Source organism: Mucilaginibacter conchicola, from assembly GCF_003432115.1.
Classification (GTDB): Bacteria; Bacteroidota; Bacteroidia; order Sphingobacteriales; family Sphingobacteriaceae; genus Mucilaginibacter; species Mucilaginibacter conchicola.
Window position 1 is genome coordinate 1,389,124 of sequence record NZ_QWDC01000001.1, and the last position, 24,405, is coordinate 1,413,528.

26 protein-coding genes are annotated in these 24,405 nt (G+C 44.5%); 9 read left to right on the forward strand and 17 right to left on the reverse strand.

Features of this window, described 5'->3' with window-relative positions; translation table 11 throughout:
* Nucleotides 1-105 precede the first annotated feature (105 nt).
* Nucleotides 106-1,023: a methionyl-tRNA formyltransferase gene (fmt, locus tag D0C36_RS06160; protein ID WP_199501970.1), complete on the forward strand. Its 918-nt coding sequence runs from the start codon at nucleotides 106-108 to the stop codon at nucleotides 1,021-1,023.
* On the opposite strand, the gene D0C36_RS06165 is transcribed toward fmt, so the two are convergent.
* Complete coding sequence (locus D0C36_RS06165; RefSeq protein WP_117390666.1) at nucleotides 1,003-1,680, reverse strand: hypothetical protein; 678 nt, start codon at nucleotides 1,678-1,680, stop codon at nucleotides 1,003-1,005. The two genes, fmt and D0C36_RS06165, sit on opposite strands and share 21 nt — an antisense overlap.
* Nucleotides 1,681-1,779: 99 nt before the next feature.
* Between D0C36_RS06165 and D0C36_RS06170 the strand changes: the two genes are divergently transcribed.
* The 3 genes from D0C36_RS06170 to D0C36_RS24935 are packed head-to-tail and all read left to right on the forward strand — an operon-like array spanning nucleotide 1,780 to nucleotide 3,141.
* Nucleotides 1,780-2,580 carry a DUF3050 domain-containing protein gene (locus D0C36_RS06170; protein WP_117390667.1) on the forward strand — a complete coding sequence of 267 codons (801 nt, stop codon included), beginning with the start codon at nucleotides 1,780-1,782 and terminating at the stop codon, nucleotides 2,578-2,580.
* Nucleotides 2,581-2,621: 41 nt separating this feature from the next.
* Nucleotides 2,622-2,861 carry a hypothetical protein gene (locus tag D0C36_RS06175; protein ID WP_117390668.1) on the forward strand — a complete coding sequence of 80 codons (240 nt, stop codon included), beginning with the start codon at nucleotides 2,622-2,624 and terminating at the stop codon, nucleotides 2,859-2,861.
* Nucleotides 2,845-3,141 (forward strand): type II toxin-antitoxin system RelE/ParE family toxin, encoded by a 297-nt coding sequence (locus tag D0C36_RS24935; protein ID WP_117390669.1) that lies wholly within the window; start codon nucleotides 2,845-2,847, stop codon nucleotides 3,139-3,141. Before D0C36_RS06175 ends, D0C36_RS24935 begins: the two co-directional genes overlap by 17 nt.
* Before the next feature lie 6 nt (nucleotides 3,142-3,147).
* Here D0C36_RS24935 and D0C36_RS06185 read toward each other — a convergent pair whose 3' ends face one another.
* Nucleotides 3,148-3,981: an aminotransferase class IV gene (locus D0C36_RS06185; protein WP_117390670.1), complete on the reverse strand. Its 834-nt coding sequence runs from the start codon at nucleotides 3,979-3,981 to the stop codon at nucleotides 3,148-3,150.
* Nucleotides 3,982-4,112: 131 nt separating this feature from the next.
* Nucleotides 4,113-5,150, reverse strand: a complete 1,038-nt coding sequence (locus tag D0C36_RS06190) for an RluA family pseudouridine synthase (protein ID WP_117390671.1) — start codon at nucleotides 5,148-5,150, stop codon at nucleotides 4,113-4,115.
* A gap of 52 nt (nucleotides 5,151-5,202) precedes the next feature.
* On the opposite strand from D0C36_RS06190, the gene D0C36_RS06195 reads away from it, so the two are divergent.
* Nucleotides 5,203-6,258 carry a DUF6588 family protein gene (locus D0C36_RS06195; protein WP_117390672.1) on the forward strand — a complete coding sequence of 352 codons (1,056 nt, stop codon included), beginning with the start codon at nucleotides 5,203-5,205 and terminating at the stop codon, nucleotides 6,256-6,258.
* A 3-nt stretch (nucleotides 6,259-6,261) separates the two neighbouring features.
* The gene (locus D0C36_RS06200) at nucleotides 6,262-7,155 is read left to right on the forward strand and encodes a 1-aminocyclopropane-1-carboxylate deaminase/D-cysteine desulfhydrase (protein WP_117390673.1); all 894 of its coding nucleotides are present in this window, start codon (nucleotides 6,262-6,264) and stop codon (nucleotides 7,153-7,155) included.
* Nucleotides 7,156-7,158: 3 nt separating this feature from the next.
* Here D0C36_RS06200 and D0C36_RS06205 read toward each other — a convergent pair whose 3' ends face one another.
* From D0C36_RS06205 to D0C36_RS06235, 7 genes are all read right to left on the reverse strand, one after another.
* Nucleotides 7,159-7,647, reverse strand: coding sequence for a hypothetical protein (locus D0C36_RS06205; RefSeq protein WP_117390674.1), 489 nt, complete (start codon nucleotides 7,645-7,647; stop codon nucleotides 7,159-7,161).
* 3 nt (nucleotides 7,648-7,650) lie between these two features.
* On the reverse strand, nucleotides 7,651-8,190 hold the full coding sequence (locus tag D0C36_RS06210) for an Mpo1 family 2-hydroxy fatty acid dioxygenase (protein WP_117390675.1): 540 nt from the start codon (nucleotides 8,188-8,190) through the stop codon (nucleotides 7,651-7,653).
* A 58-nt stretch (nucleotides 8,191-8,248) separates the two neighbouring features.
* Nucleotides 8,249-9,814 carry a ribonuclease Y gene (rny, locus tag D0C36_RS06215; protein ID WP_117390676.1) on the reverse strand — a complete coding sequence of 522 codons (1,566 nt, stop codon included), beginning with the start codon at nucleotides 9,812-9,814 and terminating at the stop codon, nucleotides 8,249-8,251.
* 282 nt (nucleotides 9,815-10,096) lie between these two features.
* The gene (locus D0C36_RS06220; protein WP_117390677.1) at nucleotides 10,097-10,390 is read right to left on the reverse strand and encodes a cell division protein ZapA; all 294 of its coding nucleotides are present in this window, start codon (nucleotides 10,388-10,390) and stop codon (nucleotides 10,097-10,099) included.
* Between the two features lie 21 nt (nucleotides 10,391-10,411).
* Nucleotides 10,412-10,699, reverse strand: coding sequence for a hypothetical protein (locus D0C36_RS06225; RefSeq protein ID WP_117390678.1), 288 nt, complete (start codon nucleotides 10,697-10,699; stop codon nucleotides 10,412-10,414).
* 114 nt (nucleotides 10,700-10,813) lie between these two features.
* Nucleotides 10,814-13,213: a phenylalanine--tRNA ligase subunit beta gene (gene pheT, locus D0C36_RS06230; protein WP_117390679.1), complete on the reverse strand. Its 2,400-nt coding sequence runs from the start codon at nucleotides 13,211-13,213 to the stop codon at nucleotides 10,814-10,816.
* A 166-nt stretch (nucleotides 13,214-13,379) separates the two neighbouring features.
* On the reverse strand, nucleotides 13,380-13,619 hold the full coding sequence (locus tag D0C36_RS06235) for a hypothetical protein (RefSeq protein ID WP_117390680.1): 240 nt from the start codon (nucleotides 13,617-13,619) through the stop codon (nucleotides 13,380-13,382).
* A 79-nt stretch (nucleotides 13,620-13,698) separates the two neighbouring features.
* Here D0C36_RS06235 and D0C36_RS06240 point away from each other — a divergent pair, with 79 nt between their 5' ends.
* Entirely contained in the window at nucleotides 13,699-14,235 is a 537-nt protein-coding gene (locus D0C36_RS06240; RefSeq protein ID WP_147321941.1) for a hypothetical protein, read from the forward strand.
* Here D0C36_RS06240 and radC read toward each other — a convergent pair.
* Together radC and rpsT are read right to left on the reverse strand one after the other, a co-directional pair.
* A complete protein-coding gene (radC, locus tag D0C36_RS06245; RefSeq protein WP_199501971.1) occupies nucleotides 14,232-14,930 on the reverse strand; it encodes a RadC family protein in 699 nt (232 codons plus the stop codon). The two genes, D0C36_RS06240 and radC, sit on opposite strands and share 4 nt — an antisense overlap.
* A gap of 267 nt (nucleotides 14,931-15,197) precedes the next feature.
* The gene (rpsT, locus tag D0C36_RS06250) at nucleotides 15,198-15,452 is read right to left on the reverse strand and encodes a 30S ribosomal protein S20 (protein ID WP_117390683.1); all 255 of its coding nucleotides are present in this window, start codon (nucleotides 15,450-15,452) and stop codon (nucleotides 15,198-15,200) included.
* Between the two features lie 701 nt (nucleotides 15,453-16,153).
* Between rpsT and D0C36_RS06255 the strand changes: the two genes are divergently transcribed.
* Nucleotides 16,154-17,113 (forward strand): zinc dependent phospholipase C family protein, encoded by a 960-nt coding sequence (locus D0C36_RS06255; RefSeq protein WP_117390684.1) that lies wholly within the window; start codon nucleotides 16,154-16,156, stop codon nucleotides 17,111-17,113.
* A 142-nt stretch (nucleotides 17,114-17,255) separates the two neighbouring features.
* Here the strand turns inward: D0C36_RS06255 and D0C36_RS06260 are convergent, their stop codons facing one another.
* The 5 genes from D0C36_RS06260 to gldG form a co-directional block, all read right to left on the reverse strand.
* Nucleotides 17,256-17,918, reverse strand: coding sequence for a DedA family protein (locus D0C36_RS06260; protein WP_117390685.1), 663 nt, complete (start codon nucleotides 17,916-17,918; stop codon nucleotides 17,256-17,258).
* Nucleotides 17,919-17,964: 46 nt separating this feature from the next.
* Entirely contained in the window at nucleotides 17,965-18,720 is a 756-nt protein-coding gene (locus tag D0C36_RS06265; protein WP_117390686.1) for a DUF4397 domain-containing protein, read from the reverse strand.
* A gap of 6 nt (nucleotides 18,721-18,726) precedes the next feature.
* On the reverse strand, nucleotides 18,727-19,401 hold the full coding sequence (locus tag D0C36_RS06270; protein ID WP_117390687.1) for a DUF4397 domain-containing protein: 675 nt from the start codon (nucleotides 19,399-19,401) through the stop codon (nucleotides 18,727-18,729).
* Nucleotides 19,402-19,568: 167 nt separating this feature from the next.
* Nucleotides 19,569-20,693, reverse strand: a complete 1,125-nt coding sequence (gene dnaN / locus D0C36_RS06275) for a DNA polymerase III subunit beta (protein ID WP_117390688.1) — start codon at nucleotides 20,691-20,693, stop codon at nucleotides 19,569-19,571.
* A gap of 34 nt (nucleotides 20,694-20,727) precedes the next feature.
* Nucleotides 20,728-23,139: a gliding motility-associated ABC transporter substrate-binding protein GldG gene (gene gldG, locus D0C36_RS06280; RefSeq protein ID WP_117390689.1), complete on the reverse strand. Its 2,412-nt coding sequence runs from the start codon at nucleotides 23,137-23,139 to the stop codon at nucleotides 20,728-20,730.
* 119 nt (nucleotides 23,140-23,258) lie between these two features.
* Here gldG and D0C36_RS06285 point away from each other — a divergent pair, with 119 nt between their 5' ends.
* A complete protein-coding gene (locus tag D0C36_RS06285; protein ID WP_233524421.1) occupies nucleotides 23,259-24,374 on the forward strand; it encodes an AI-2E family transporter in 1,116 nt (371 codons plus the stop codon).
* Nucleotides 24,375-24,405 lie beyond the last annotated feature (31 nt).

Here is a 24,405-nt window from a genome sequence, read left to right on the forward strand (position 1 = left end):
TACAGGTTAGATTTCAAATGTGCAGATGTGTAGATTACAAATTTTCAAGTAAGGCATTCGCCCATTCACTAATTCACTAAATCACTAATTAATTTCTTCTCCGCTATGAGAATTGTTTTTATGGGCACTCCTGCCTTCGCTGTTGCTTCGTTAGATGCTTTAATTACCGCCGGATGTGATGTTGTTGGTGTGGTTACTGCGCCCGATAAACCTGCCGGTAGAGGCCAAAAGGTAAGCGAATCTGCCGTAAAACAATACGCTGTAGCCAACGGGTTAAAAGTTTTGCAACCGGAGAAACTGAAAAGCGCAGAGTTCATCACCGAGCTGAAAGCTTTAAAAGCCGATCTGCAGGTGGTTGTCGCTTTCAGGATGCTGCCCGAGATTGTATGGAATATGCCGGCAAAAGGTACCATTAACCTGCATGCTTCTTTGTTGCCGCAATACCGTGGTGCGGCGCCTATCAACTGGGCTATCATCAACGGCGAGAAAGAAACCGGTGTAACCACGTTCTTCCTGAAACATGAGATAGATACCGGCGATGTATTGTTCACCGAGAAGGTTACCCTAACCGGCACCGAAACCGCCGGCGACTTGCACGACCGCCTCATGACCAAAGGCGCAGGCCTGCTGGTTAAAACCGTTAAAGCAGTTGAAAGCGGTAAATACAACGAGCACCCGCAAGAACAATTAGCCGAAGGCATCTCGTTAAAACATGCCCCTAAAATTTTCAAGGATGATTGCCGAATAGATTTTAACCAGCCGGCCGAGCAGGTATATAACCATATCCGCGGCTTGAGCCCATCGCCGGTGGCTTACACCATGCTTAACGATAAAGTGCTGAAGATCTACAACGCCACCTTTGAACAGGGCGAGCCGGGTATATCTGCAGGCGGCTTTGTTACCAACCATAAAACCACCCTTAAATTTGCCACAAAAGATGGGTTTATCAGCGTAACCGATATCCAGCTGGAAGGTAAAAAACGCATGGGCATTGAGGAGTTTTTACGTGGTGTGCGGTTGTAACCTACTCACCCTGTAAATAAACACAAACATCAGCGAGGTGGCTATAGCCCCGAAGGTATGCCACAGGAAATGTGTGCCGATGCTTAGCGGGGTATATTTATCGTACACCCTGAAACCGATGGCCAATCCGAATGATGCAAGTGCACAGAATACCAGCCAGCTGTTGTGCCAGCGCATTTTCCATAGCAGCAGCATCAGTGGCAATACGATCATGAGCACCATGATGGTGTAGTTGAGGCTGATCATCAACTGGATATCGTACTTAGGCAGAAACCTTCTGATACCGAATGTTAATCCGAGGAAAACCAGCAACGCTATCGCGCCAATATAATTCCGCTCGCTAAATTTTATCCAGAAATACACGCTTGATATGAGGCATAATATGGCAATGGGCACCCAATCCATCATGATAAATACCGGCCATCGGCGCAGGCCGTGGTAGGTGGTGCTGCCAATACAACCGATGAGCAAAAGCCAGGTTGCTACACTTAAGAAAGCGTATTGACGGCTGAAACCCTTCACTTTTATCAGCCAATAAATTCCGGGAATAAGAAATAAAGCGGACGATACCATATTGAATGGCTCGGGGAACAAATGATGAAGATCGGTCTCGGTGTATATTAATCCGCCATCGGGCGGGCGTATTTCTGTAAGCATTAGTGGGCGGATTTTAGTTATCAATCAAACGTCATAATGTAGAAACTGTTCGGCCAATTTGCACTAATAACCCTACTTTTACATTTTATTAATACGGCTATGTTAGCATCTAATCCCCGCATTTCAGCGTTAAAACAACAGATAGAACCTCTTCGTCAGCAACTGATCAACCATGCGTTATATGACCACATTAACACACTTGATGAGTTGCATCTGTTTATGCAACACCACGTTTTTGCGGTGTGGGATTTTATGTCGTTACTGAAGGTATTGCAGCAAAACCTTACCTGCACAACCCTGCCATGGATGCCGGTTGGCAATGCCAATACCCGTTACCTCATCAATGAGATAGTAACCGGCGAAGAAAGTGATGTTGACCAGCAAGGTAACCGCACCAGCCATTTTGAACTGTACCTGAATGCCATGCAGCAGGCTGGCTCAAACGCATCGGCCATTGTATCCTTATTTAAAGAGCTTAGCGTTCAGCAAGATGTTAAAAAAGCACTAAAGAGTGCAGATATGCCGCAGGCTGCCCGCAAGTTTGTTGAGCATACTTTTGAGGTAATAGAAACCGACAAAAGCCACCTGCAGGCTGCTGTGTTCACTTTTGGCCGCGAGGATCTGATCCCCGGCATATTCACCAGTATTGTAAAAAAACTGAACAGCGAGACCGCCGGCAAGCTTGATATTTTTGTGTACTACCTGGAGCGCCACATCGAAGTTGACGGCGACCATCACTCCAGCCTCGCCTACGAAATGACCGCCGAACTTTGCGGCACCGACGATACCAAATGGCAGGAAGCCACCGTTGCCGTTGAACAGGCCCTGCAAGCACGTATTAACTTATGGGATGGCATACTGGAAGGTATAAAAGCGAGTATGGCGGAAACAACGGTTTAAAACCACTTGTTTCGCAAGGGTTGATTTATTATATTTATAATATGAAGTTAGCCGAATTAAAATCTGAGTTTCATCGTCTGATCGATGAAACAAATGATCCTCAAATAATAGAGCAATTTTTCGATGCGATGACTCAATCACTGCGCACAGAAGGTTCTGTTTGGCGTTCGCTTACTTCAGATCAACAACAAAGCGTTATCGATGCTTACGAGGAAAGTAAGGATGCCGATGATCTGACTACCCTCGATGAATTAAAAGCAAAATATGCCCACTGGTCTTAAAGTAGCTTTATCCAAACGCGCAGAGAAAGATCTTGAAACAATTTTAACCTATATCAGGAACGATTTCGGAAGCGCTTCTGCCGTAAGATTCAAAAATCTCATCATCAATTTTCTCGACCTTATCAGCAACTTTCCAGAAATTGGAAGCTTAGAGGTTCCGGACAAAAACATTAGGGTATTTGTAGCACACAAGCGTCTCAAAATATTCTATAACCTCTCAGATAAACGAATAGTTATCCTACGATTATTTGATACGCGGCAAAATCCTGATAAGAGATAATTTTTCTTACAACTTATTCAACTCATCCATCAGCGCTTTGCTGATGCGGTTAAAGTAGCGTTTAACGCCATAGCCCATCACCCATTGGATGCCTTTGGTGGCATTGGTCAGGAAAACTTCGTCGGCTTCGTTGAGTACTTCGGCGTTTATCTGGGCTTCGGTAACGGGGATGTTGTTATCACGGGCCAATTGTATCACCACGCGGCGCATTACGCCTTCTACACAACCTTCGCTAAGGGCCGGGGTGTACAGGTGATTTTGATACCAAACAAATATGTTTGAGCTGCCTGCTTCGCAAAGGTTGCTACTATCGTTCAGCAGGAAAATATCATCCAAACGGTTCTGTTGTTTAAACAGACCGGCCATCACGTAGATAAGCGAGTTGCAAGTTTTTATGTTTGAGAGGAAATTAAAAGGCTTTTTCAGTTCGCTGTAAACATCCATTATCAGGCCTTTATCGTTCAGGTAGTAACGGGGCTCATCCATAGCCTGCACCTCGAGGCAGTAGGCCATTTTATTTTGTGTGGGTGTGTACAACCCTTCCGCATCGCGGAATACGGTTAAACGTGCACGCCCATGTTTTATCTTGTTGCGGCGGGCAAGCTCTTCTACCTTCTCTTTCAGGAACCACGTATCGGTTTGCGAGTAGCCGTCTATCTTCAGCGCTTTCATGCCTTTCTGCAGGCGATCTGCGTGCAACTCGGGGAATTTAAGTTTCCCCTTCATAATGCGCATGCTCTCAAACAAGCCGTCGCCGTATCTGAAAGAACGGTTGGCTGCAGTAAACAGCTTGCTGTCCTCTGGTATTAGTTCTCCGTTAAAATTTATCAAAGCCGGCATAGGTAGTCGGGTTGTGAGATTAGGACTGTTTGACAACTTTATTTATATGAACACTTTTTAACAGAAAAAATTACTTATCGGGGAATGTATTTGCTTTGAAACGACTGATCTGATCTTTTGTTCTCTTCGTACTAAACTTCTTTTTCGGCTCCTGCATATTTGCGCCATTTCTCCAGCGCACCTTCAAAATCGGCAGGTAAAGGCGCTTCAAAATAGATATTGGTCTTTTTAGACGGATGCACAAACCCCAGCGATTGCGCATGCAAGGCCTGCCTCGGCATTATCTCGAAACAATTATCTACAAACTGGCGGTATTTATTAAACACCGTGCCTTTCAATATTTTGTCGCCGCCGTACATGGCATCGTTAAACAGCGGGTGCCCAATGTGTTTCATGTGCGCACGGATCTGATGGGTACGGCCCGTTTCCAGTTTACATTCTATCAGAGTAACGTAGCCCAGGCGCTCCAGCACCTTGTAATGCGTTACCGCCCATTTCCCTTTCTCAGGATCATCATATATCGACATCACGCGCCTGTCGTTGGGGCTGCGGCCAATGTAGCCGGTAACAGTGCCATCTTCAGCAATATCGCCCCAGGCAAGGGCCAGGTAGCGGCGATTAATGGTATGATCGAAGAATTGCTTGGCCAGGTAGTTCATGCTGCGCTCATTTTTACTGATGAGCAGCAGGCCGCTGGTATCTTTATCAATGCGGTGCACCAGCCCCGGGCGGCCGTCATTGCCCGGCAGGGTTGGCAGTTGCTGAAAGTGGTACACCAGGCCGTTCACCAGCGTACCGGTGTAATTGTTATAGCCCGGATGCACTACCAAACCTGCAGGTTTATTTACTATCAGTACGTCGTCATCCTCGTAAACAATATCCAAGGGGATATTCTCCGGGTAAACTTCGGTATCGCGCGGCGGATGTGGTAATACTACCGATATAACATCCTGCGGCTTTACCCTATAGCTAGCTTTGATAGGTTTATCATTTACCAGTACATTATCTGCCTCAATGGCGGTTTGTATGCGGTTGCGCGATGCGTTCTCAACACGGTGCATCAAAAATTTATCAATACGCAGTAACGATTGCCCTTTATCAACCACAATGCGCAGGTGCTCAAACAGATCCTGCTCTTCACTCTCAATAATCAGGTTATCGTCCGTCATGCTGCAAAAATAAAGGTTTCTGTAATCAGATGATAATGATAGTTTTGTAACTATGAAGCAAATCCCCCACTTCTTAGCATGCCTTATGCTAACCTGCTGTGCTTTAAATAGTAAGGCCCAAAGCAGCTTTGCCGACCTGATAAAATCCGGCCCCGCCGACGCTACAAAACTGATAGATGCGTACTCATCGCCCCTGTTCAAAGGCTTTGGTATTGGCCTCAACAGCGGATGGAACAGTACGGCCCACACCAAGAAACCTTTAAAGTTTGATATACGAATAACGGCCAGCGGAGCGCTTATTCCCACTTCCGACCGCAATTTCGATGTAAGCAAAATAGGCTTATCAAACAGCGTAAGGGTTAAACCGGGCAGCCCGAATATCACACCAACTTTTGGTGGCGGCAACAACCCAACCACCCTCGAAGTATTTGACGACCAGAACCATAAGATAGACGAATTTCAGCTACCCGGCGGCAAGAGTTCGATAGTGCCGGCACCTCAAATTCAATTAACTATAGGTTTACCTTTTAATACCGATGTATCTCTTCGCGGCGCGCCAACCATCAACGTTGGTGATGAAGTTGGCAAAATTTCCATGTACGGCATTGGTCTGAAACATAACATTATGCAGGACTTTGCCGGGCCAAAAAACAAAACCCCGTTCGACCTATCTGTGGCCTTCGGTTTTAGCAGGTTGAACATGCATGTGCCTTTAAACATTAAACCGGCTGAAGGAGCATTGCCTGCTCCCGGTACCGAAGCGGCCGATTTTGATACCCAACGCGTAGATGCACACTTTAACAGTTTCGAGATCCAGGCCATCGTATCTAAGCGCTACGGTGTTTTCATTCCGTTTGCATCTATCGGGTATAACCGTACAAAAACCTATGCCGATGCTTTGGGTAATTATCCGTTTACTACCGATGCCATTGGCGGTGTGCGCTTTTATCAAACGTTTACTAACCCAATATCCATTACTAAACGCTATCTTGACCACGCGAGGGCCGATGTTGGCTTCCAGTTAAACCTGGGCGTTTTCAGGTATTATGCCTCTTATGCTTTCTCGCAATATCATAGCATTAACACCGGTATAGGTTTCGGCATTTAACAGATGGATCTCAGCCTGGATATATACAGCCCTGTGCAGCCCCTGCAAAACCAGCTTTTTGCAGATAAGGGCCTGCAGGTTTACATCAAAAGGGATGACCTCATCCACCCCATCATATCCGGCAATAAATGGCGGAAGCTAAAATACACCCTACAGGAAGCGAATAGGCAGGGCAAGCATCATTTAGTAACATTCGGCGGTGCTTACTCCAACCACCTGATGGCCACCGCTGCCGCAGCCGCTAAATTCGGCTTTAAAGCCACAGGTTTTGTGCGCGGCGAAGAAGTAAGCAACGATACCCTGTTTATGTGCCGCCTGCATGGCATGCAGCTAATTTTTACTGACAGGGAAAGCTATCGCGATAAGCATACTTTGTTTGAAAAACATTTTGGAAATGATACCAACGCTTTTTTCATAGACGAAGGCGGTGCTTCAATAGAAGGCGCCCAAGGCGTTGCCGAACTAATTGATGAACTACCCCAAACCTACGACCATATCTTTTGCGCCTGCGGCACAGGAACAACGGCAGCAGGTATTATCAATGGATTGACCACTCACGGTTCGCCAACCGCTTTCAATGGCGTACCGGCCTTAAAAGGCGGCGATTTCCTGCGGGAAGATATCGACAAGATGCTAACCACGCCAGCTGATTACGTTCTCCACACTGGTTATCACTTCGGTGGCTACGGCAAAACCACGCCGGATCTGATCGATTTTATTAAGAAATTTATTGCGGAGACCGGTATCCTGATAGATCCTGTATACACCGGCAAAATGCTTTACGCATTGTATGACCTGGCTGCAAAAGACCACTTCGCCAGGGGCAGTAAAATACTGGTTATCCACACCGGTGGTGTTTGGGGTTTGCTGGGGATGAAGGAGAAGTTTGGGTTTTAGAGATTATCGCCAAGCCATGGGCCCGATTATCGAACCAATCAGCAAAAAGAAAGTTAGAAAATCAAGCACATTTGGTGGACGATTATCATATCTGTCACGTCCGTATCGATTAGGTATAATGTATTCCTGATGTTGAATATTCAAGTTAATAACCCTTATAACCTGATAAGCAATTAAAACAAACACGGTATTTCGCAAGATATATAAATTGCTGTGATGGCTTATGTTTATGCTCAGATAGAAAAACAAATGCCCGAGTGCGTACAAAACCCAGATCAGGTACACCAAAAAATTGCGCAATGAACGGTAATTTCCAAGCACCAGGAAAACTTGTGTAACAAGTGTGTAATTAACCACCAAATTTTCAGAAGATTTTGAAGATAGATCATCAAAAACTATCAAAAAAATCAATGCAGAAATAATTGGATAAATACCCAGGCTTATTTTGTCCCAGGCAGTAAGCTCTGCAAAATAAAAAATTGGCCTTTTCACAGGTTAATACTTCAGCTTTATCTTCTTCGCCAGCCTATACATCACCCAAAGCGGGGTAACATAAAACAGTTTGCTATCGTCGTTAAAAGATTGTTCTTTGCCTTCTGCCCTGCCACCTATGTACTGGCCTAAAAGCGACAGCATCAAAATACCCACGCTTATTAATCCCAATGCAGGCCCGCCGGCTTTTTCCCAAACCTCAAACTGCATAATGATGTAACTGAAGCCGAACATCAGGAACAACATCAGGTATGACAGCATTGGAGACTGTTTAAGGTAGTAATACACTGCAATGGCTATAACGAATGATGCCCAGTTAAAGTAGCCTTTATAAGCCTTTAAAAAGCCTATCTCGGGGAATGGAAAGGCCCAGGCCATGCCCAATATGCCCAGCACCATCAGTGGCACGCAAATGTAATGCAGCAGCAAGTTGGTAGGGTTTTGATGACTGGCATCTAACCTTGCAAAAACAAGTTCAACGGGGCGCAGGTCTTCCTGCTTTGGTTTGGCGGGGATTGATTGATTGTGGTGTTGCTTTCCCATGTATAAAAACAAAAAGCCCTCACCTTTTACAGAGAGGGCTTGTGCAAAGCTATTAAAATTATTTTGCGAATGCCACCGAACGGGTCTCGCGGATAACGGTAACCTTTATCTGACCAGGGTAGGTCATTTCGGTTTGGATACGGTTTGAGATATCTGCCGCCAATACTTCTGATTGTGCATCTGAGATCTTCTCGCTCTCTACCACAACGCGCAGCTCGCGGCCTGCCTGTATAGCAAATGTTTTTTCAACGCCAGGGTATGATAAAGCTAAGTCCTCAAGCTCTTTTAAGCGTTTGATGTAACTTTCTACCACCTCGCGGCGTGCGCCCGGCCTTGCGCCCGATATAGCGTCACACACCTGGATAATAGGTGATAACATCGAGGTCATCTCTATCTCGTCGTGGTGGGCACCAATGGCATTACACACTTCAGGGTGTTCTTTATATTTTTCGGCAAGCTGCATACCCAAAATAGCGTGAGGCAGTTCGGGGTTATCATCAGGTACTTTACCAATATCATGTAACAGACCTGCACGTTTTGCAAGCTTTACGTTTAGGCCAAGTTCTGCTGCCATGGTAGCACAGAAGTTAGCCACCTCGCGCGAGTGCTGCAACAGGTTTTGCCCGTATGATGAACGGTAACGCATACGGCCTACCATACGGATCAGCTCAGGGTGAAGACCGTTAATGCCTAAATCTATAACAGTACGCTCACCTATCTCTACAATTTCTTCTTCTATCTGTTTCTTGGTTTTGGCAACCACCTCTTCGATACGGGCCGGGTGAATACGACCGTCCGTTACAAGGCGGTGCATAGCCAAACGAGCGATCTCGCGACGAACCGGGTCAAAACCTGATAGGATAATAGCCTCAGGGGTATCGTCAACAATGATCTCGATACCGGTAGCAGCTTCCAGCGCGCGGATGTTACGACCTTCGCGGCCAATGATACGGCCTTTGATCTCATCATTCTCGATGTTGAAGATAGATACCGTGTTCTCGATAGCTGCCTCAGTAGCGGTACGCTGTATGGTTTGGATAACTATTTTCTTAGCCTCTTTGTTAGCGGTAAGTTTAGCTTCGTCAACAATGTCTTTTATCTGTGCCATTGCCTTGCTGCGGGCTTCCTCGCGCAGGTTATCAACCAATTGGTTTTTGGCATCTTCGGCGCTAAGGCCTGCAATGGTTTCCAGTTGTGCTACGTGCTGGTTTTTAAGTATCTCAACCTCTTCTTGCTTTTTAACAACAATATCGGTTTGGGTTTCCAGCTTTTTGCGTACGCCATCAAGCTCGGTCTCCTTACGGTTAAGGTTCTCCAGTTTCTGATTGTATGATTGTTCTTTTTGTTTAATGCCGTTCTCGCGCTGATTAAGCGTGTTGTTTTTGGCATTTACTTCCTGCTCGTGCTCGGCTTTAAGCTGCAGGAACTTCTCTTTTGCTTCTAACAAACGGTTCTTTTTCAAAATCTCCGCATTGTTCTCAGCATCTTTTAAAATTTTCTTTACTTTATTTTGAGCTGCTACTTCCTGGTCTTTAAACAACTTGCGTAGCAGGAAACGCCCTATGACTATCCCCGTCGGGACACCACACAGCACCCCGATAATTGCATATAATATACTGTTCATTCTTCTTTAGGTTATATAATAAAAAAACCGCAACTAAACTTCTAAGTGTTCATGTATTGTTAAAACTTCTTGTCGGATGTATCGGATCACGGGTTACCGTTAAAATACACGATCAACGCATGCCTCTTTTTAATCCGAAGATATTGAAGCGTTAAGTTTTTAATAGTGAAAACTTAAAATTTAACTGCGGTTAAATCTTAATAGCTCGTATGCTAAGTCAAAATTCAAAATTCAAAACCTGCGTGGCTTTTAACTTTATACTTTTAACTTAAAAAAAGAACGTTATTGTTTCGAAAAAAAGTCGTTTAGCAAATGATCTAACTGGTAAACTTTTTCGGCAACCTCGGTATCTTCCGTGCTTACCTTTTTATCTGCTTTTAATGATGATGTTGCGTAGTGCAGCACACACATTGATAACAGATCCTGTTTATCCCTAACCGCATAATTTTCCTGATATTCCTTTATACGGTCGTTGATCAGCTTTGCTGCCCTTCTAATAATCTCTTCCTCTTCCATGTTTACCTTTAGCGGGTAAACTCTGTCAGCAATATTTATTTTTATTGAGATTTCTCCCATTTGAGCTTTTCACTTTCTGTATTACTTTTTAAGCAACACAATACACTTATCTATTTCCTGCACAAAGTCGTTAATTTTTTGCTTAATGTCAACACTTTTTTCATTTGTTTCTGAAAACGACTTTGCCAACTTCAATACACGAAGCTTCTCTTCCAGTTCTTTTGTCTTGTTGGTACTGGCCTTTAAAGCTACGTTTAAAGCCTCACTTTCAAGCTTCAACAGGTCGTTCTCTTCCTGCAAAGCCGAGCAAAGCTCAATCAGCCTTTCGGTTTTTTCTACAACGGTATTTAGTTGGTCAGCTATGTTCATTACTAATTAGTGAATAAGTAAAGGAGTGAATGAGTGAGTATTTAGCTACAAAAAAATGAGTGAATATGCTGATAGCTTTCTATTCGCTCATTCCATCATTCGCTCCATCACTCCTTACTTCCTTATCTCCGCTCCTGCTTCTTTTCCTAAATTATAAATAATTTTCTGCATGATGGCGTCGATAGCTTTATCTGTTAAAGTTTTTTCGGTGTCTTGCAGGATAAAGCTCAGGGCATAAGATTTTTTACCTGCAGGCAGTTTATCGCCCTGGTAAACATCAAACACACTCACTTCTTTCAGCAGCTTTTTGTCCGTCCGTCCGGCTATCTGCTTCAGTTGTCCGAAGGTAACGGCAGTATCCACCAGCATACTCAGATCGCGGCGTACGGCAGGGAATTTTGAAACTTCCTGGAACACGATCACATTCTTACGAACAGCATTCAGTACGATATCGAAGTTGAAATCGGCATAGAAAACCTCTTTATCCAGATCCACTTTCTTCAGCGCATCTTTAGCCACCGCACCAAATTTAACAAGCTGCTTACCGTTAAGCGTGTATTGCAGGCCGTAAGCCAGCTTGCTGCAGGTTGCATCCTCAACCACGTATTCGGTGATCTTTAGGCGTTGCAAAATACCATCAACAATGGCTTTAAGGTTATAGAACGATACCTGCGTTTGCTTTTGGTTCCACTGCTCGGCAGCATCGTTACCGGTAATAAATACCGAGAAACGCTGCGTTTCTACATACTTATCTTCTTTGGTAGCGTACACTTTGCCAAACTCATAAAATTTCAAGTCGGGGCTTTTGCGGTTCTGGTTGTATGCTATAGCTTCCAGACCAGAATACAGCAGTGTTTGACGCATAGCATCCAGGTCGCTGCTTAGCGGGTTCACTATTTTAACGGCAGTCTCCGGTTTATCAGAGTAAGCCAGTTTGGTTAATGAGTTAGCCAGCATCTCGTTAAAGCCATTAGCGCTCAACAGGTCAGATATCGCGTTCTGCACGGTATCTTTCTCTGGGCGCTGAGAGGTATTTAATGATGCACGGATCTGCGTAGGGATCTCGATATTGTTATAACCGTAAAGGCGTAGTATCTCCTCTATCACGTCCACTTCGCGGGTAACATCCACGCGGTAAGGCGGCACTTTTAGCGATAAGCCTTCGGCAGTTTCGTTAACGATGGCAATATCCAGCGAAGTTAAAATACTTTTGATGGTATCGTTTCCGATGGCTTTGCCTATCAGGCGGTCGATATTTTTGAAGGTCACCTCAACATCAAACGGCGCAACAGGTGCCGGGTAATGGTCGAAAATTTCTGATGATACCTGCCCGCCTGCAACCTGCTGAATCAACAGTGCAGCACGTTTTAAAGCAAACACGGTCATATCAGGATCGGTACCACGCTCAAAACGGAACGATGCATCAGTTTTTAAACCGTGGCGTTTAGCCGTTTTACGTACCGATACCGAGTTGAAATAAGCACTCTCCAGGAAAATTGATTTTGTACCCTCGGTAACGCCCGATTTTGCACCACCGAAAACACCGGCAATACACATCGGTTCATCGGCATTGCAGATCATCAGATCATCGGCAGATAGCTTTCTGTCTACATCATCCAAGGTTTTAAAGATGGTACCTTCGGCAACATTCTTCACCACCACTTTACCACCGGCAATAGCGGCAGCATCAAACGCGTGCAGAGGCTGACCTAACTCGTGCAGCACATAGTTGGTAACATCCACCACATTGTTGATGGCGCGCACGCCGATAACGGCTAAGCGCTCTTTCAACCAATCCGGTGATTCTTTAACTTCCAGACCAGAAATGGTAAGGCCGGAGTAACGCGGGCTTGCCTGTTCGTTCTCTACCAGTACCTCTATCTTCAAGTCGTTGTCATCTATTTTAAATGCCGATACATCCGGCTTTTTAACCGCAATTTTCAGAAAGGCAGCAATATCGCGGGCCGTGCCCAGGTGCGATGCTGCATCGGCACGGTTAGGCGTAAGGCCTATCTCGTACATATAATCGTCCTGCACATTAAAGTGCTCTTTAGCCAGTTTACCAACAGGTACATCGGCATCCAGCACCATAATACCTTCGTGGCTATGACCAAGGCCTATCTCATCCTCGGCACATATCATGCCCTCAGAAACTTCGCCGCGTATTTTTGATTTGTTGATCTTAAAAGGTTCGCCGGTTGATGGGTGTACCATGGTACCTACGGTAGCCACAACCACCTTTTGACCCGCAGCAACGTTGCTGGCACCGCAAACAATTTGCAGGTCTTCGCCGCTACCAACATCAACTTTGGTAATTTTTAACCTATCGGCGTTGGGGTGCTGGGTGGTTTCTTTAACATAGCCAATCACCAGGCCTTCTAAACCGCCTGCTATAGCCTGCACCTTCTCAAGGCTCTCCACCTCTAAGCCGGTACCTGTTAATATTTTTGAGATCTCCTCCGGAGATTTTTCGGTATCAATAAACTCTTTAAGCCAGTTGTATGAAATTTTCATTGCAAGGGCAAAGATAGAACTTTGTCTTGAACCGTATATATACAAAAAGCGTCATTGCGAGGTACGAAGCAATCTCTACATAGGCAGGTCGGCCCTGTACCGTCTGGAAATTGCTTCGTACCTCGCAATGACGCGTAGGTTATTTCTTTGGAAATAAGCCTAAAGCTTATTCATCATCATCACTGGTATCGCCGTCATCGCCTAAATTAAGCGTATATGATGGCTCTGATGCATCATAAGCCTGGTTGGCCTGGTCTGTTTCATCAGTTTCGCCAATATCCTCGTTGGTATCATCAAAACCGTTGCTATGGATATCCTGTTGGCTCATTTGGTCTTCATTTTCAGTTTGGCCTAACTGATCATCCTGTTGCAGCATATCGTTTTGTTCTTCGGGTTGGTTTATCATGGTAGTTTGTTTTAAGTTTTATGTAGATAGAACGCTGTGGGTATTGCGTTGTTTGATTTTAGTTTCTATTTTAGAACACATGCTAAATGCTCAACCTAAACACAATATCACCGCTGCTTTAGCAATAGATCTAATTAATAACGGAACTACAATTGTTGACACTTACATAGAGGGCCATGTCGAAATAACCAGTGAAGATTTCACCAAAGAAATAACATTCATAAACTGTATCATCGAATCATTTACTGCAGTAGGTATTGACTTTGCAGAGCATATTAAATTCGAGAACTCCCATCTAAAGAGTTGCCAATTTAACTTCGCATATTTTTCAAAAGGCCTTACAATTAAAGACTGCTTATTTGACAATCGTTTATCTTTTGCCTTTGGCGGGCATAACCAACCAGGGTACACTGTTTCAATCACTAAAAACCATTTCCATGATTACGTTGATTTTTTCGATTGTTGGTTTACGTCAGAAATTGTTGTAACCAATAACATATTTTCAAGGGGCACTAATATTGAAAGCAAAAACCAGCTGATAACTTTTGATATCCAACCAATTATATCAAACAACATTGGACAGCTTGATCTACCTGAAGACAATCAATTTACTTAAATTAGCCCTTCATCGCCAAAACTGAAATAGCCGTTATCAGTCAGTATCAGATGATCAAGCACGTTGATATCCAGCAAACGCCCTGCATCAACAATCTTTTTGGTCAGCTTCAAATCTTCCTGGCTTGGCTTGAGGTTTCCCGAGGGATGGTTATGCACCATGATAATGCCGCTGGCCTGGTGTTGCAAAGCCATGTGGAAGATGATCTTGGGATCGGCAACAGTGCCGCTTAAGCCGCCTTTACTTACCAATTCTTTGGCAATCACTTTTGATGACCTGCCGATGAGCATCAGCCAAAATTCCTCGTGGTTCAAATCGCGCAGGTGGCGGCGCATAATATTGTAACCGTCACGGCTACAAGTTACCTCATCAGGTACCGGCGTCTCCGTATTATCCCTGCGTCGGCCCAGCTCAAGCGCGGCGATGATAGAAATGGCTTTGGCTTCGCCGATGCCTTTAAATTTGCATAGCTCGCTGATGGATGCTTTGCCCAGCTTGTTAAGGTCGTTATTGTAATGGAGCAGGATGCGTTTGCTTAGCTCTACAGCCGTTTCGGTACGGCTGCCGCTGCCAATGAGGATGGCAATGAGTTCAGCATCAGTAAGTGCACGTCGGCCCTGGCCGCTCAGTTTCTCACGCGGGCGATCTTCCTCGGCCCATGATTTTATGCTGATCTTATTCTGGTAGTTTTCCAATTGGTTTAGGATTAGGAAACTAAAATAAGGGAAAACTTTGAAAGTTGACTCACCCCGCGGCACTTCGTGCGCGCCCCTCTCTGCTTCGCAAAGAGGGTGAACTACCCAAAAGCGATTTGTCATGCTAAATGTAGTGAAGCATCTATTCGCCGCCTTGCATATTGTATAATAGATTCTTCGCTATCGCTCAGAATGCCAAGTTGCAATAAACAAAAAAGGGATAGCACCAATGGCACCATCCCTTTTAAAATATTGTTGATTAAGCTATTAGCTTAAGCCGTTAACAAATTTAGTAAGCTTCGATTTATTGTTTGAAGCTTTGTTTTTGTGAATAACGTTCTTTTTAGCCAAACGGTCAAGCATAGAGATCACTTTAGCTAAAAGCGGAGTAGCATCAGCTTTAGTAGTTGAACTTCTTAATTTTTTAACAGCGTTTCTGGTTGTTTTAGCCTGATACCTGTTACGCAGACGCTTCGCAGCGTTTGCCCTGATTCTTTTAATTGATGATTTATGATTTGCCATTGTAGCTTGTTATTCTTTTTTAAGGCTGCAAATATAGTGACAGATTTTTTATTATGCAATAGTTTTTACGGATTTTATTGGATAAGAAGGGATACTTTTCCACATATAACCTCATTTCACTTTATTAAGCAAGAGATAGTGCATTGATTTAAGTCAGTCTGCTCATTGCCGCAGTGGCTACTTCTTTTGTCTTGAAACAAAAGAAGCAAAAATTCATACAGCAAAGAGGCTTCTTTACCGCACAAGGCCATTGCCCTGCAAAACGGTCAGAACCGCGGGCTGCAACGTCTTGCCCCTACTTCGTTCGCACAAATGCCCGCGCTTCCGGCAAGTATTGCTATGCCCCTGCAACCGCACAAGGCCATCATTGTTCTGCCCGCTTTCGCCCGAAGCTTTTTTGCTGACGATAGGAGAAAAAAGAAAAACACAAACTGTCTTGATGAACCCAACGCCCCCGATCACTGCGGCATAGTGTAACGTGCGGGTAGTACAGACATTGCCATAGCAGAACCATTGTAGCGCGTTACCAAGCCGCGAGTTTTCTTTGGTTACTTTCTTTTGCGGAAAAAGAAAGTAACATCCACTAACGATTCATATTTCTCATTACCGTCGCTCATGAAATACTTATCGTGGATTGCGACACCCGTTAGCGCGGTGATTAAATTTCCGAATTAATGCAATTCCCCTATCTTTATCCAACCATGAAGCGCCGGCTTTTAACCCTTATCACTTGCATCATTATCATTACCACCTTATGCTCGTGGGGTTTCTTTGCACATTACCGCATTAACCGGTTGGCGGTTTTTACGCTACCTAAGGGCATGGCAGGCTTTTACAAGGCCAATATCCAGTTCATCACAGACCACGCTGTGAGCGCCGATAAAAAGCGCTATGTTGACTCTACCGAAGCGCCCCACCATTTCTTTGATGCCGACCATTATGGCAAGCAACCTTTTAAAGCAATGCCACAACACTGGATAGATGCGGCGGCCAAATACTCGTCAGACACGTTGAATAAATATGGCACCGTTCCGTGGGCTATCGCCAGCAATTATTATTGGCTGGTAAAGGCTTTTAAGGCGCATGATACTACGGGCATCCTCATCACATCGGCCAACCTGGCGCATTACATTTCTGACGCGCATACACCCCTGCATCTCACCCAAAACTACGACGGGCAGCTAACCAATCAGCAAGGCATCCATTCACTTTGGGAAAGCCGCCTGCCGGAGCTTTTCGCAAACGGTTATAACTACAACGTAGGCAAGGCCAAATATATCAGCAACCCGTTGGCAGAGGCATTTAGGATCTGCATCAATTCATACAAAAAAGTGGATACCGTTTTACGGGTGGAGAGGGCATTAAATAAAACCTTCCCACCGCTACAGAAGTATGTGATGGAACAACGCGGAAACCGAAAGGTAAAAACCTACTCGGTGGCGTACAGCCGGGCTTATCACAAACTATTGCGCGGAATGGTGCAACGGCAAATGAGGGCATCTATCCTCAGTGTAGGTAGCTTCTGGTTCTCGGCCTGGGTTGATGCCGGCCAGCCGGATCTGAATAAATTGATAATGAAACCATTAAGTAAAGAGGAGAGACTTAATATTGACCGCGAAGAGGCTTTGTATAAAGCAGGGAAAGTACTTGCTACACATTAAAGCCTTCATTGCCGTTGACTTCAGTCAACGGTTACCAGTATAAGCTTTTTGGCTTTAGCCCCAGTTGCCAATTATTTCGGCTAAAGCCAACTTGCCTTTGTTATATTCCGTTGGCTGAAGCCAACGGCAATGATTTCTTACATTACTCCATATTCACGTTTTCTTTCTTCGTCATGCGGCTTTTTGCGTAAGCAAATATTGGCGGAAGCAATGATACCAGGATAATAACGATAGCAACTAAAGAGAAGTTATTTTTAATGAACGTCACATTACCAAACAGGTAGCCACCATACAGGAATATGATAATCCATGATACACCACCCAATACATTGTAAACGGTGTAACGGCCAAAAGGCATCTGCCCCACCCCTGCCACAAATGGCGCAATGGTGCGTATGATCGGCACAAAACGGCTAAAGATAACTGCCTTGCCACCGTGCTTATCAAAAAATGCTTTGGTTTTAAGATAGTAGCTCAGCTTCAATACTTTATTCTCTTCTTTAAAAACTTTATCGCCCAGGTATTTACCCAGCAGGTAGTTTACGGTATTACCCAACACGGCAGATACCATCAGAATAATACAAAGCAGGTTCACATCCATACCTGTAGCGCCACCAGCAATTAAAGCACCGGCCGCAAACAGCAATGAGTCGCCGGGAAGGAACGGCGTTACCACAAAACCGGTCTCGGCAAAAATGATCACAAAAAGGATGAGGTATGTCCAGCTTTGATATTGGCTGATGATCTGCGCTAAGTGTTTATCAATGTGCAGAATAAAATCGATGATACTATGTACTACTTCCAAAGCTTAAGTTTTTGTGCAAAAATATAAAGATAATGCGGTATGCCAATTAATAGCGCGTATTTGGCGGCAGCGTGTTCAATATGGTATTAATACCATAAGATACGGAGTCTGATGTTGAACTTGATAAGCCGTAGCTAAAAATAGTATACATTTTACCATCTAATATGGTAAAATTGGTTAAGCCGGTTAATGGTTTAGTAGGATTGTTATTAGGTACTATGTTTATATTATAAGTACCGGCGGTAACCTCAATAAACTGGGTATTTCCTTTAAAGTTCACCTTTCTGAAAGCTGTAGTATCATTAAGCGTAAGGTTAATGCCCGATGGCACATTGGTTATACCATTTACCAACCTTATTTTACCCCGCCCATTAGCCGGTAAAGAAGAGGTATCAACGGTAAGTACGCTTGTAAGTGAGTTATCTTTAAGCAAACCCATCACAAACAAGGTATAAGGTGTATTGCGCAAAAGCCCACCGGTTAAAGTAAGCAGGTTAGTTGGGTTTACATTGTTTGCGGTTTGGGCAGTTCTTATCTGTATAGGCGTATCAGCAACATTTATAAGCGTATAACTTGATGCAAAAGGGTAACTGTATGAATTGGTACCCTGTACTATATAACGCCCGTATAGCTTAAATGGCAATACATCGGGACTAAGGTTAACCACCCCCAGGCGGGCATTGTTATTAGAACTGCTTACACCTTCGCCCTTACCACATGAGCTAAACATAGGTACTATCATTATTCCCGCAATAAACAGGATAAGATAAACCATAACGCCGCTGTTATTCTTTTGTATCATTTGCGCTTATCTGTAAGTAAGTATCTTTGCCCCGCTGGCACTGCCGCCATTAGCGCTTAACCCGCTTTTTGTAAATAATGTATACGCCCGGTTATCGTTTAGCGTAAAAGTATCGTCGCTAAGTAAAGTACTGGTTCCTGCTTTATAAATGCGTATGCGTTTTATACCCGGCCCAACAGCTACAAATGGCGATGTTGTTTTAAAATCCCTGTTACTAAACAACAGGGTATCTACAGTATTTCCAACACGAACATCAACCTGGCCCAAATTAGGTGAAGTATGCACAAAACGAAGCAGCAAGGTATCGGGTGTATTCTTTAATGTATCTACATCTGTAAAAGCTTGCCCGGGGCTGTTGCCGGCGATATAAAACGAATAAACTTTCCCCGAATCCAGACTGGCAGGCAGGCTAAAAAGCACATCGGGCTTACCGGCTTTACGCACCTGGTAATTTTGCTCGCCAAGCAGCGAATTTATATACCCTGATGCCCCAAGCGGATATAAAGAATTAGTTGTATTTACCCGGCTGCCGTTTACATACACGTTAACAGTATCAGCAGTGGCGTTGATAAAGTTTACACTGGTGTATTGTTTAATACCAATACTGTCATCGCCCTTTTTACAGGCAACAAATGCGCAAACAACAGTAAATACAGCAATAAAAAATAGTTTTAACTTCATTATCAAAAGCAGATGCTATATAACTCAATTACGGCAACAAATGTTATAGTGTTACACAAAAAAGTCCGACTATAGTCGGACTTTTTTGTACTGATTAGAGATTTGTGATCAGAGATTAGTTTTCTTGTCTGAATCGAATACCTAATCAATAATCTCTAATTAACTAACTATGCATAGCTATTTAACATAACCGGCATAACCAGCATTAATATATCTTCGTTCTCGTCGCCGCCTTGTGGCAATAATAAACCGGCACGGTTAGGGGTCGACATTTCGAGCGATACTTCTTCGCAGCTCAGGTTTTTAAGCATCTCGATAAGGAAACGTGCATTGAAACCTATCTCCAGGTCATCACCCTCATACTGGCAGGTTAAACGCTCGTGTGCTTCGTTAGCAAAGTCGATATCTTCTGATGAGATATTCAATTCGCTGCCGCTAATTTTCAAACGCACCTGGTGGGTAGTTTTGTTAGCGTAAATTGCCACACGACTTAATGAACCAAGGAACGACAAACGATCGATAGCCAGTTTGTTAGGGTTCTCTTTAGGGATAACCGCTTCGTAATCAGGGTAACGCTCATCAATTAAACGACAAACCAAATTAATGTTGCCGAATTTGAAGAAAGCGCTGGTGCTGTTATATTCTACAGAAACGTTCACATCATCAGCCGGTAAAGCCGATTTCAACAACGTTAAAGCTTTTTTAGGCAGGATGAAAGATGTAGTGCTCTCGGCCTTTGCATCTTTACGGCGGTAGCGTACCAGTTTGTGTGCATCAGTAGCCACAAAGGTTAATGATGATGTGGTTAGCTGGCAAAATACACCCGTCATGGCTGGGCGCAACTCATCGTTACTCACCGCGAAGATGGTTTTGTTGATGGCCTCGCCCAATACTGAAGCTGGCAGGTTTACTGATGATGCATTCTCAACAACCGGGATCTTTGGAAAATCCTCACCGTTCTCACCACTCAGTTTGTATTTACCGTCGCCGGCACTTATCTCAATAGCAAAGGTGCTGTCATCAACAGAGAAAGCAACTGGCTGCTCCGGTAACGATTTTAAGGTATCTAATAATATGCGCGATGGAATGGCTATACGGCCGTTCTCTTTCGCTTCTACAGCAAGCGAAGTGGTCATGCTGGTCTGCAGGTCGGTAGCAGAAATGGTTAAGTTCCCGTCTTTGATCTCAAACAAAAAATTCTCCAGTATAGGCAATACGGTGCTGTTGCTCAGCGCGCCGCTTACCGACTGTAACTGTTTGAGTAATGTTGATGTGGAAACAATAAATCTCATATAGTGTAACGTTTATCTCTCAAAAGTATAAAATTTAACGGGCATACTTTCGCTTGCGTAAATAATGTTGAAAAATAGCAAATATTAACACTAACGCTATCGGCACAATATTATTTACCAGTTGCCAGAACAGCTTTTCTTCGCGGATACGGGCACGGTTAAGCAGGCGCATCTGTATCTCTTTAGAACGCAAAGTGATAAGGCCAGAGTCATCCGTCATGTAATCGGCAATATTAAGCAGCAGGTTCTTGTTGCCATAGGTTTGGCGGGTGTAGCGGTCATACCCCAGCGGGAACGGCGAACCATCGGCACTTACCTGGTTGCGCAGGATATCGCCATCGCTCAGTACGATCATTTTGGTTGGCTTGCTTTTCTGTAGCGGTTCAATCTTATCAGCTATCCCATCAGGTACAGGGCGGTTCCTGAAATCGGACACAAACTCACCTTCCAGCAAAACGCCGGTTATTTTTGGCTGACTTTGAAACTCTTTAGGATCAGGCTCCTGCTCTAACGAGCGCAGCGACAGCATGTGCGGCGCACTCAGTTTTTTGTTGTACGGCGATGAGGTTAACAACACCGTCGACTTGATATTTTTAGCGCCCAGCACGTCAATAGTACTGGCAAACTGGCTGCTGATACCATCCAGGTTTTTCACTATAGGATGTTTGGCAAACGGCAGAAAAACCGGGTTAAACAACCATGGCAGCATCTGTATCTGCGGTTGGCCACCGGCATTACCTGTGGTTACGGGAATCTGCGAGCAATTCATATCGGCCAACAGATCATAATTGATCCGCACGCCATAATTAAACAGTTGGTCGTCTAAATTAAGTTGTTTATTAAAAGCCAGCTGGTCTTCGCCTTTTTGGCGCAGGCTGTCCAGTTCGGCGCTTACCTGGTCAATGGCCCACAGCACGCGGCCACCACGCATAATAAATTGGTCGAGCTTAAATTTCTCAGTTTCGGTAAAGGCTTTATCGGGTTTAGCTACCACCAACAGGCTAATCTTCGCCAGGCTATCAAACGGAATAGTGGCCAAATTTACACGACCTACCAAATAGCCATCGCTCAGGCTTTGCATGGCGCCGCTTAGCTCGCGATCGTTTAGTTCTTTGTGCCCTTCGGTAAAACCAATGCGCTGCATACCGCCGCTGGTTGCTTTTTTAATAGCTGACGAGAAAGCATACTCCAGATTTTGGATGGAGTTGTTCAGCACTTCATCCGGACTTAAATTTACGTTTGCCTGCGTCTCCAACAGTTTTACGGGGATAGTCTTCTTATCATAAGTAACCGCCGCAAACGGGATAATCAATTTCTGAGAAACCCCATCGTCTGTTTTAACACTCAGGTTTTGTGCCTCTATACCTTGCTGTTGCAATTCTTCCAGCTTTTGATTTTGCTGCTCCTGGTTAAGGCCTTTCAGCGGATCAATAAATTCAAACTGGAGCTGGCTGTTGCTGTAGGCCTGCAGATCGGCCAGCATATCTTTTACCGAAGTTTGCAGGCGTTTCATCCCGCCGGGGAAGTTATCGCCCTGCAGGTAAACGGTTACATTCACTGTGTTGGGCAGCTTTTGCATAATGTTGCGGCTAACCGGCGATATGGTAAAGCGCTTCTCTTTTGTGAAATCGAAACGGGTAAAAAACCTGCCTGATAAAATAGTTACCGCCGTAAGCGAAAACAAGATGCCCAACGAACTCAGAAAGGCAGTGTTCACAAACTTCATCTTTAACTGGCGGTGCAGCACATACAGCGTTAACCAGATAAAGAAGGCGATCACCACCAGGAAATACATCAGATCGCGGGTATCTAACACACCACGACTGATGGAATTATAATGCTCGGTAATGCCCAGGTTTTGCAAACCAAGGTTCTGCAGAGATAATATGGTATTCAGCGAATCGAACCCACTGTAGAAAAAGAAACAAAGGAAGACGGCGATGGTAAAGGCTATTACCTGCGTTTTACTTACCGACGAGGCAAACACCCCTATCGCCGTAAAAACAGCACCTAATAAGAATAACCCTATGTATGAACCGATAACCGCGCCCGTATCAATATTACCCTGCGGCGTACCCAAGGTTGATACGCTGAAGTAATAAACCAACGTAGGCAGCAAAGCAAACAGCACGATAAGTACACCCGCTAAATACTTACCCAATACGATCTGGATATTGGTTAGCGGACGGGTAAGCAACAGCTCAAATGTCCCCTCTTTACGTTCTTCGGCTAACGAGCGCATGGTAACCGCCGGCACCAGGAACATGAACAGGTATGGCGCCGTGCTAAACAGGCTGTCTAACCCGGCGTAGCCGTAAGCCAGTATGCTGGTATCGGGGAATACCCACAAAAACAGGCCAAGCACCAGTAAAAATACGCCAATGGTGATGTACGCCACCAACGAACTGAGGTAGGTTGTAATTTCTTTTTTAAGGATGCTAAGCACTTCTGATTACGGGATATGGGTTAAAACGGTAAAGTTACAAATTGGCGCTTATCTTAAAAGTTTATTATCAGCCAAACATTTAGCCTTCACAATGCTTTTTCTCGATATAATACCTCTGCATGTCAATAAAAATTAAAGACCAACCTTTTTATATACAGGCCACTACGGTACTGTTCGGCCTCATATTGCTGGTATATGTGCTCAACATACTGGCAGATATACTGGTACCGCTTGCCTTTGCCGCCTTCCTGTCTGTATTACTTAACCCGCTTTGCAACCGACTGCAGCAGCGCAAAGTACCTAAGGTTTTGGCCATTATTATTGCCATGCTCATCATGATCATATCGGTGTTGCTGGTGTTCTATTTCCTCTCCACCCAAATCATCCAGTTTGGCGACTCGCTGCCTATGCTGGAGAAGAAATTCGGAAGCATTACTACCGACCTTAAAAACTGGATCCAAAGCACTTTTGGCGTTACCCTGGCCAAACAGGAGCAGATGATTAAAGATGCCCTCAACAGCAGCCAAACCATGGTAGGTAAAACACTGAACAGCGTTTTAGGCGTGCTTTCGGTTGTGTTCCTGCTGCCGGTTTATATCTTCCTGATGCTGTTTTATAAAACACTTATCCTCAACTTCTTGTACGAGGTTTTTGCCGAAGAAAATTCCAAAAAAGTAAGCGAGGTACTCAGCGAAACCAAAACCGCCATACAAAGCTACATTGTTGGTTTGCTGATAGAAATGATCATTGTAGCCGTAATGAACTCAGCAGCGCTGATGCTGCTGGGTGTTAAATACGGCATCCTGATAGGTTGTATAGGTGCCATACTCAATCTTATCCCCTACCTGGGTGGCATCATCGCGATAGCTTTACCTGTGTTGATGGCAACGGTAACCAAAGATGGCTACTCTACCCAGTTAGGTGTAGTGATCGCCTACATTGTTATCCAGTTTATTGATAACAACATCCTTGTGCCGCGCATCGTATCCTCAAAAGTGCAGATCAATGCGCTGATGTCAATCATTGTAGTATTGTTGGGAAACCAGCTTTGGGGTGTATCGGGGATGTTTTTATCTATCCCGTTTGTGGCGGTCATCAAGATCGTGTTTGACCGTATTGAGCCGCTTAAACCATGGGGTAAACTCCTGGGTGATGATATCCCCACCCGCCAAATGGTTGAGATATGGCGAAGCAGAAGAAAGTCTGCAGTTCTAAGTCGGAAGTCGTCAGTCTGAAGTCCGTAGTCTGAAATTAAACAGAGAAAAT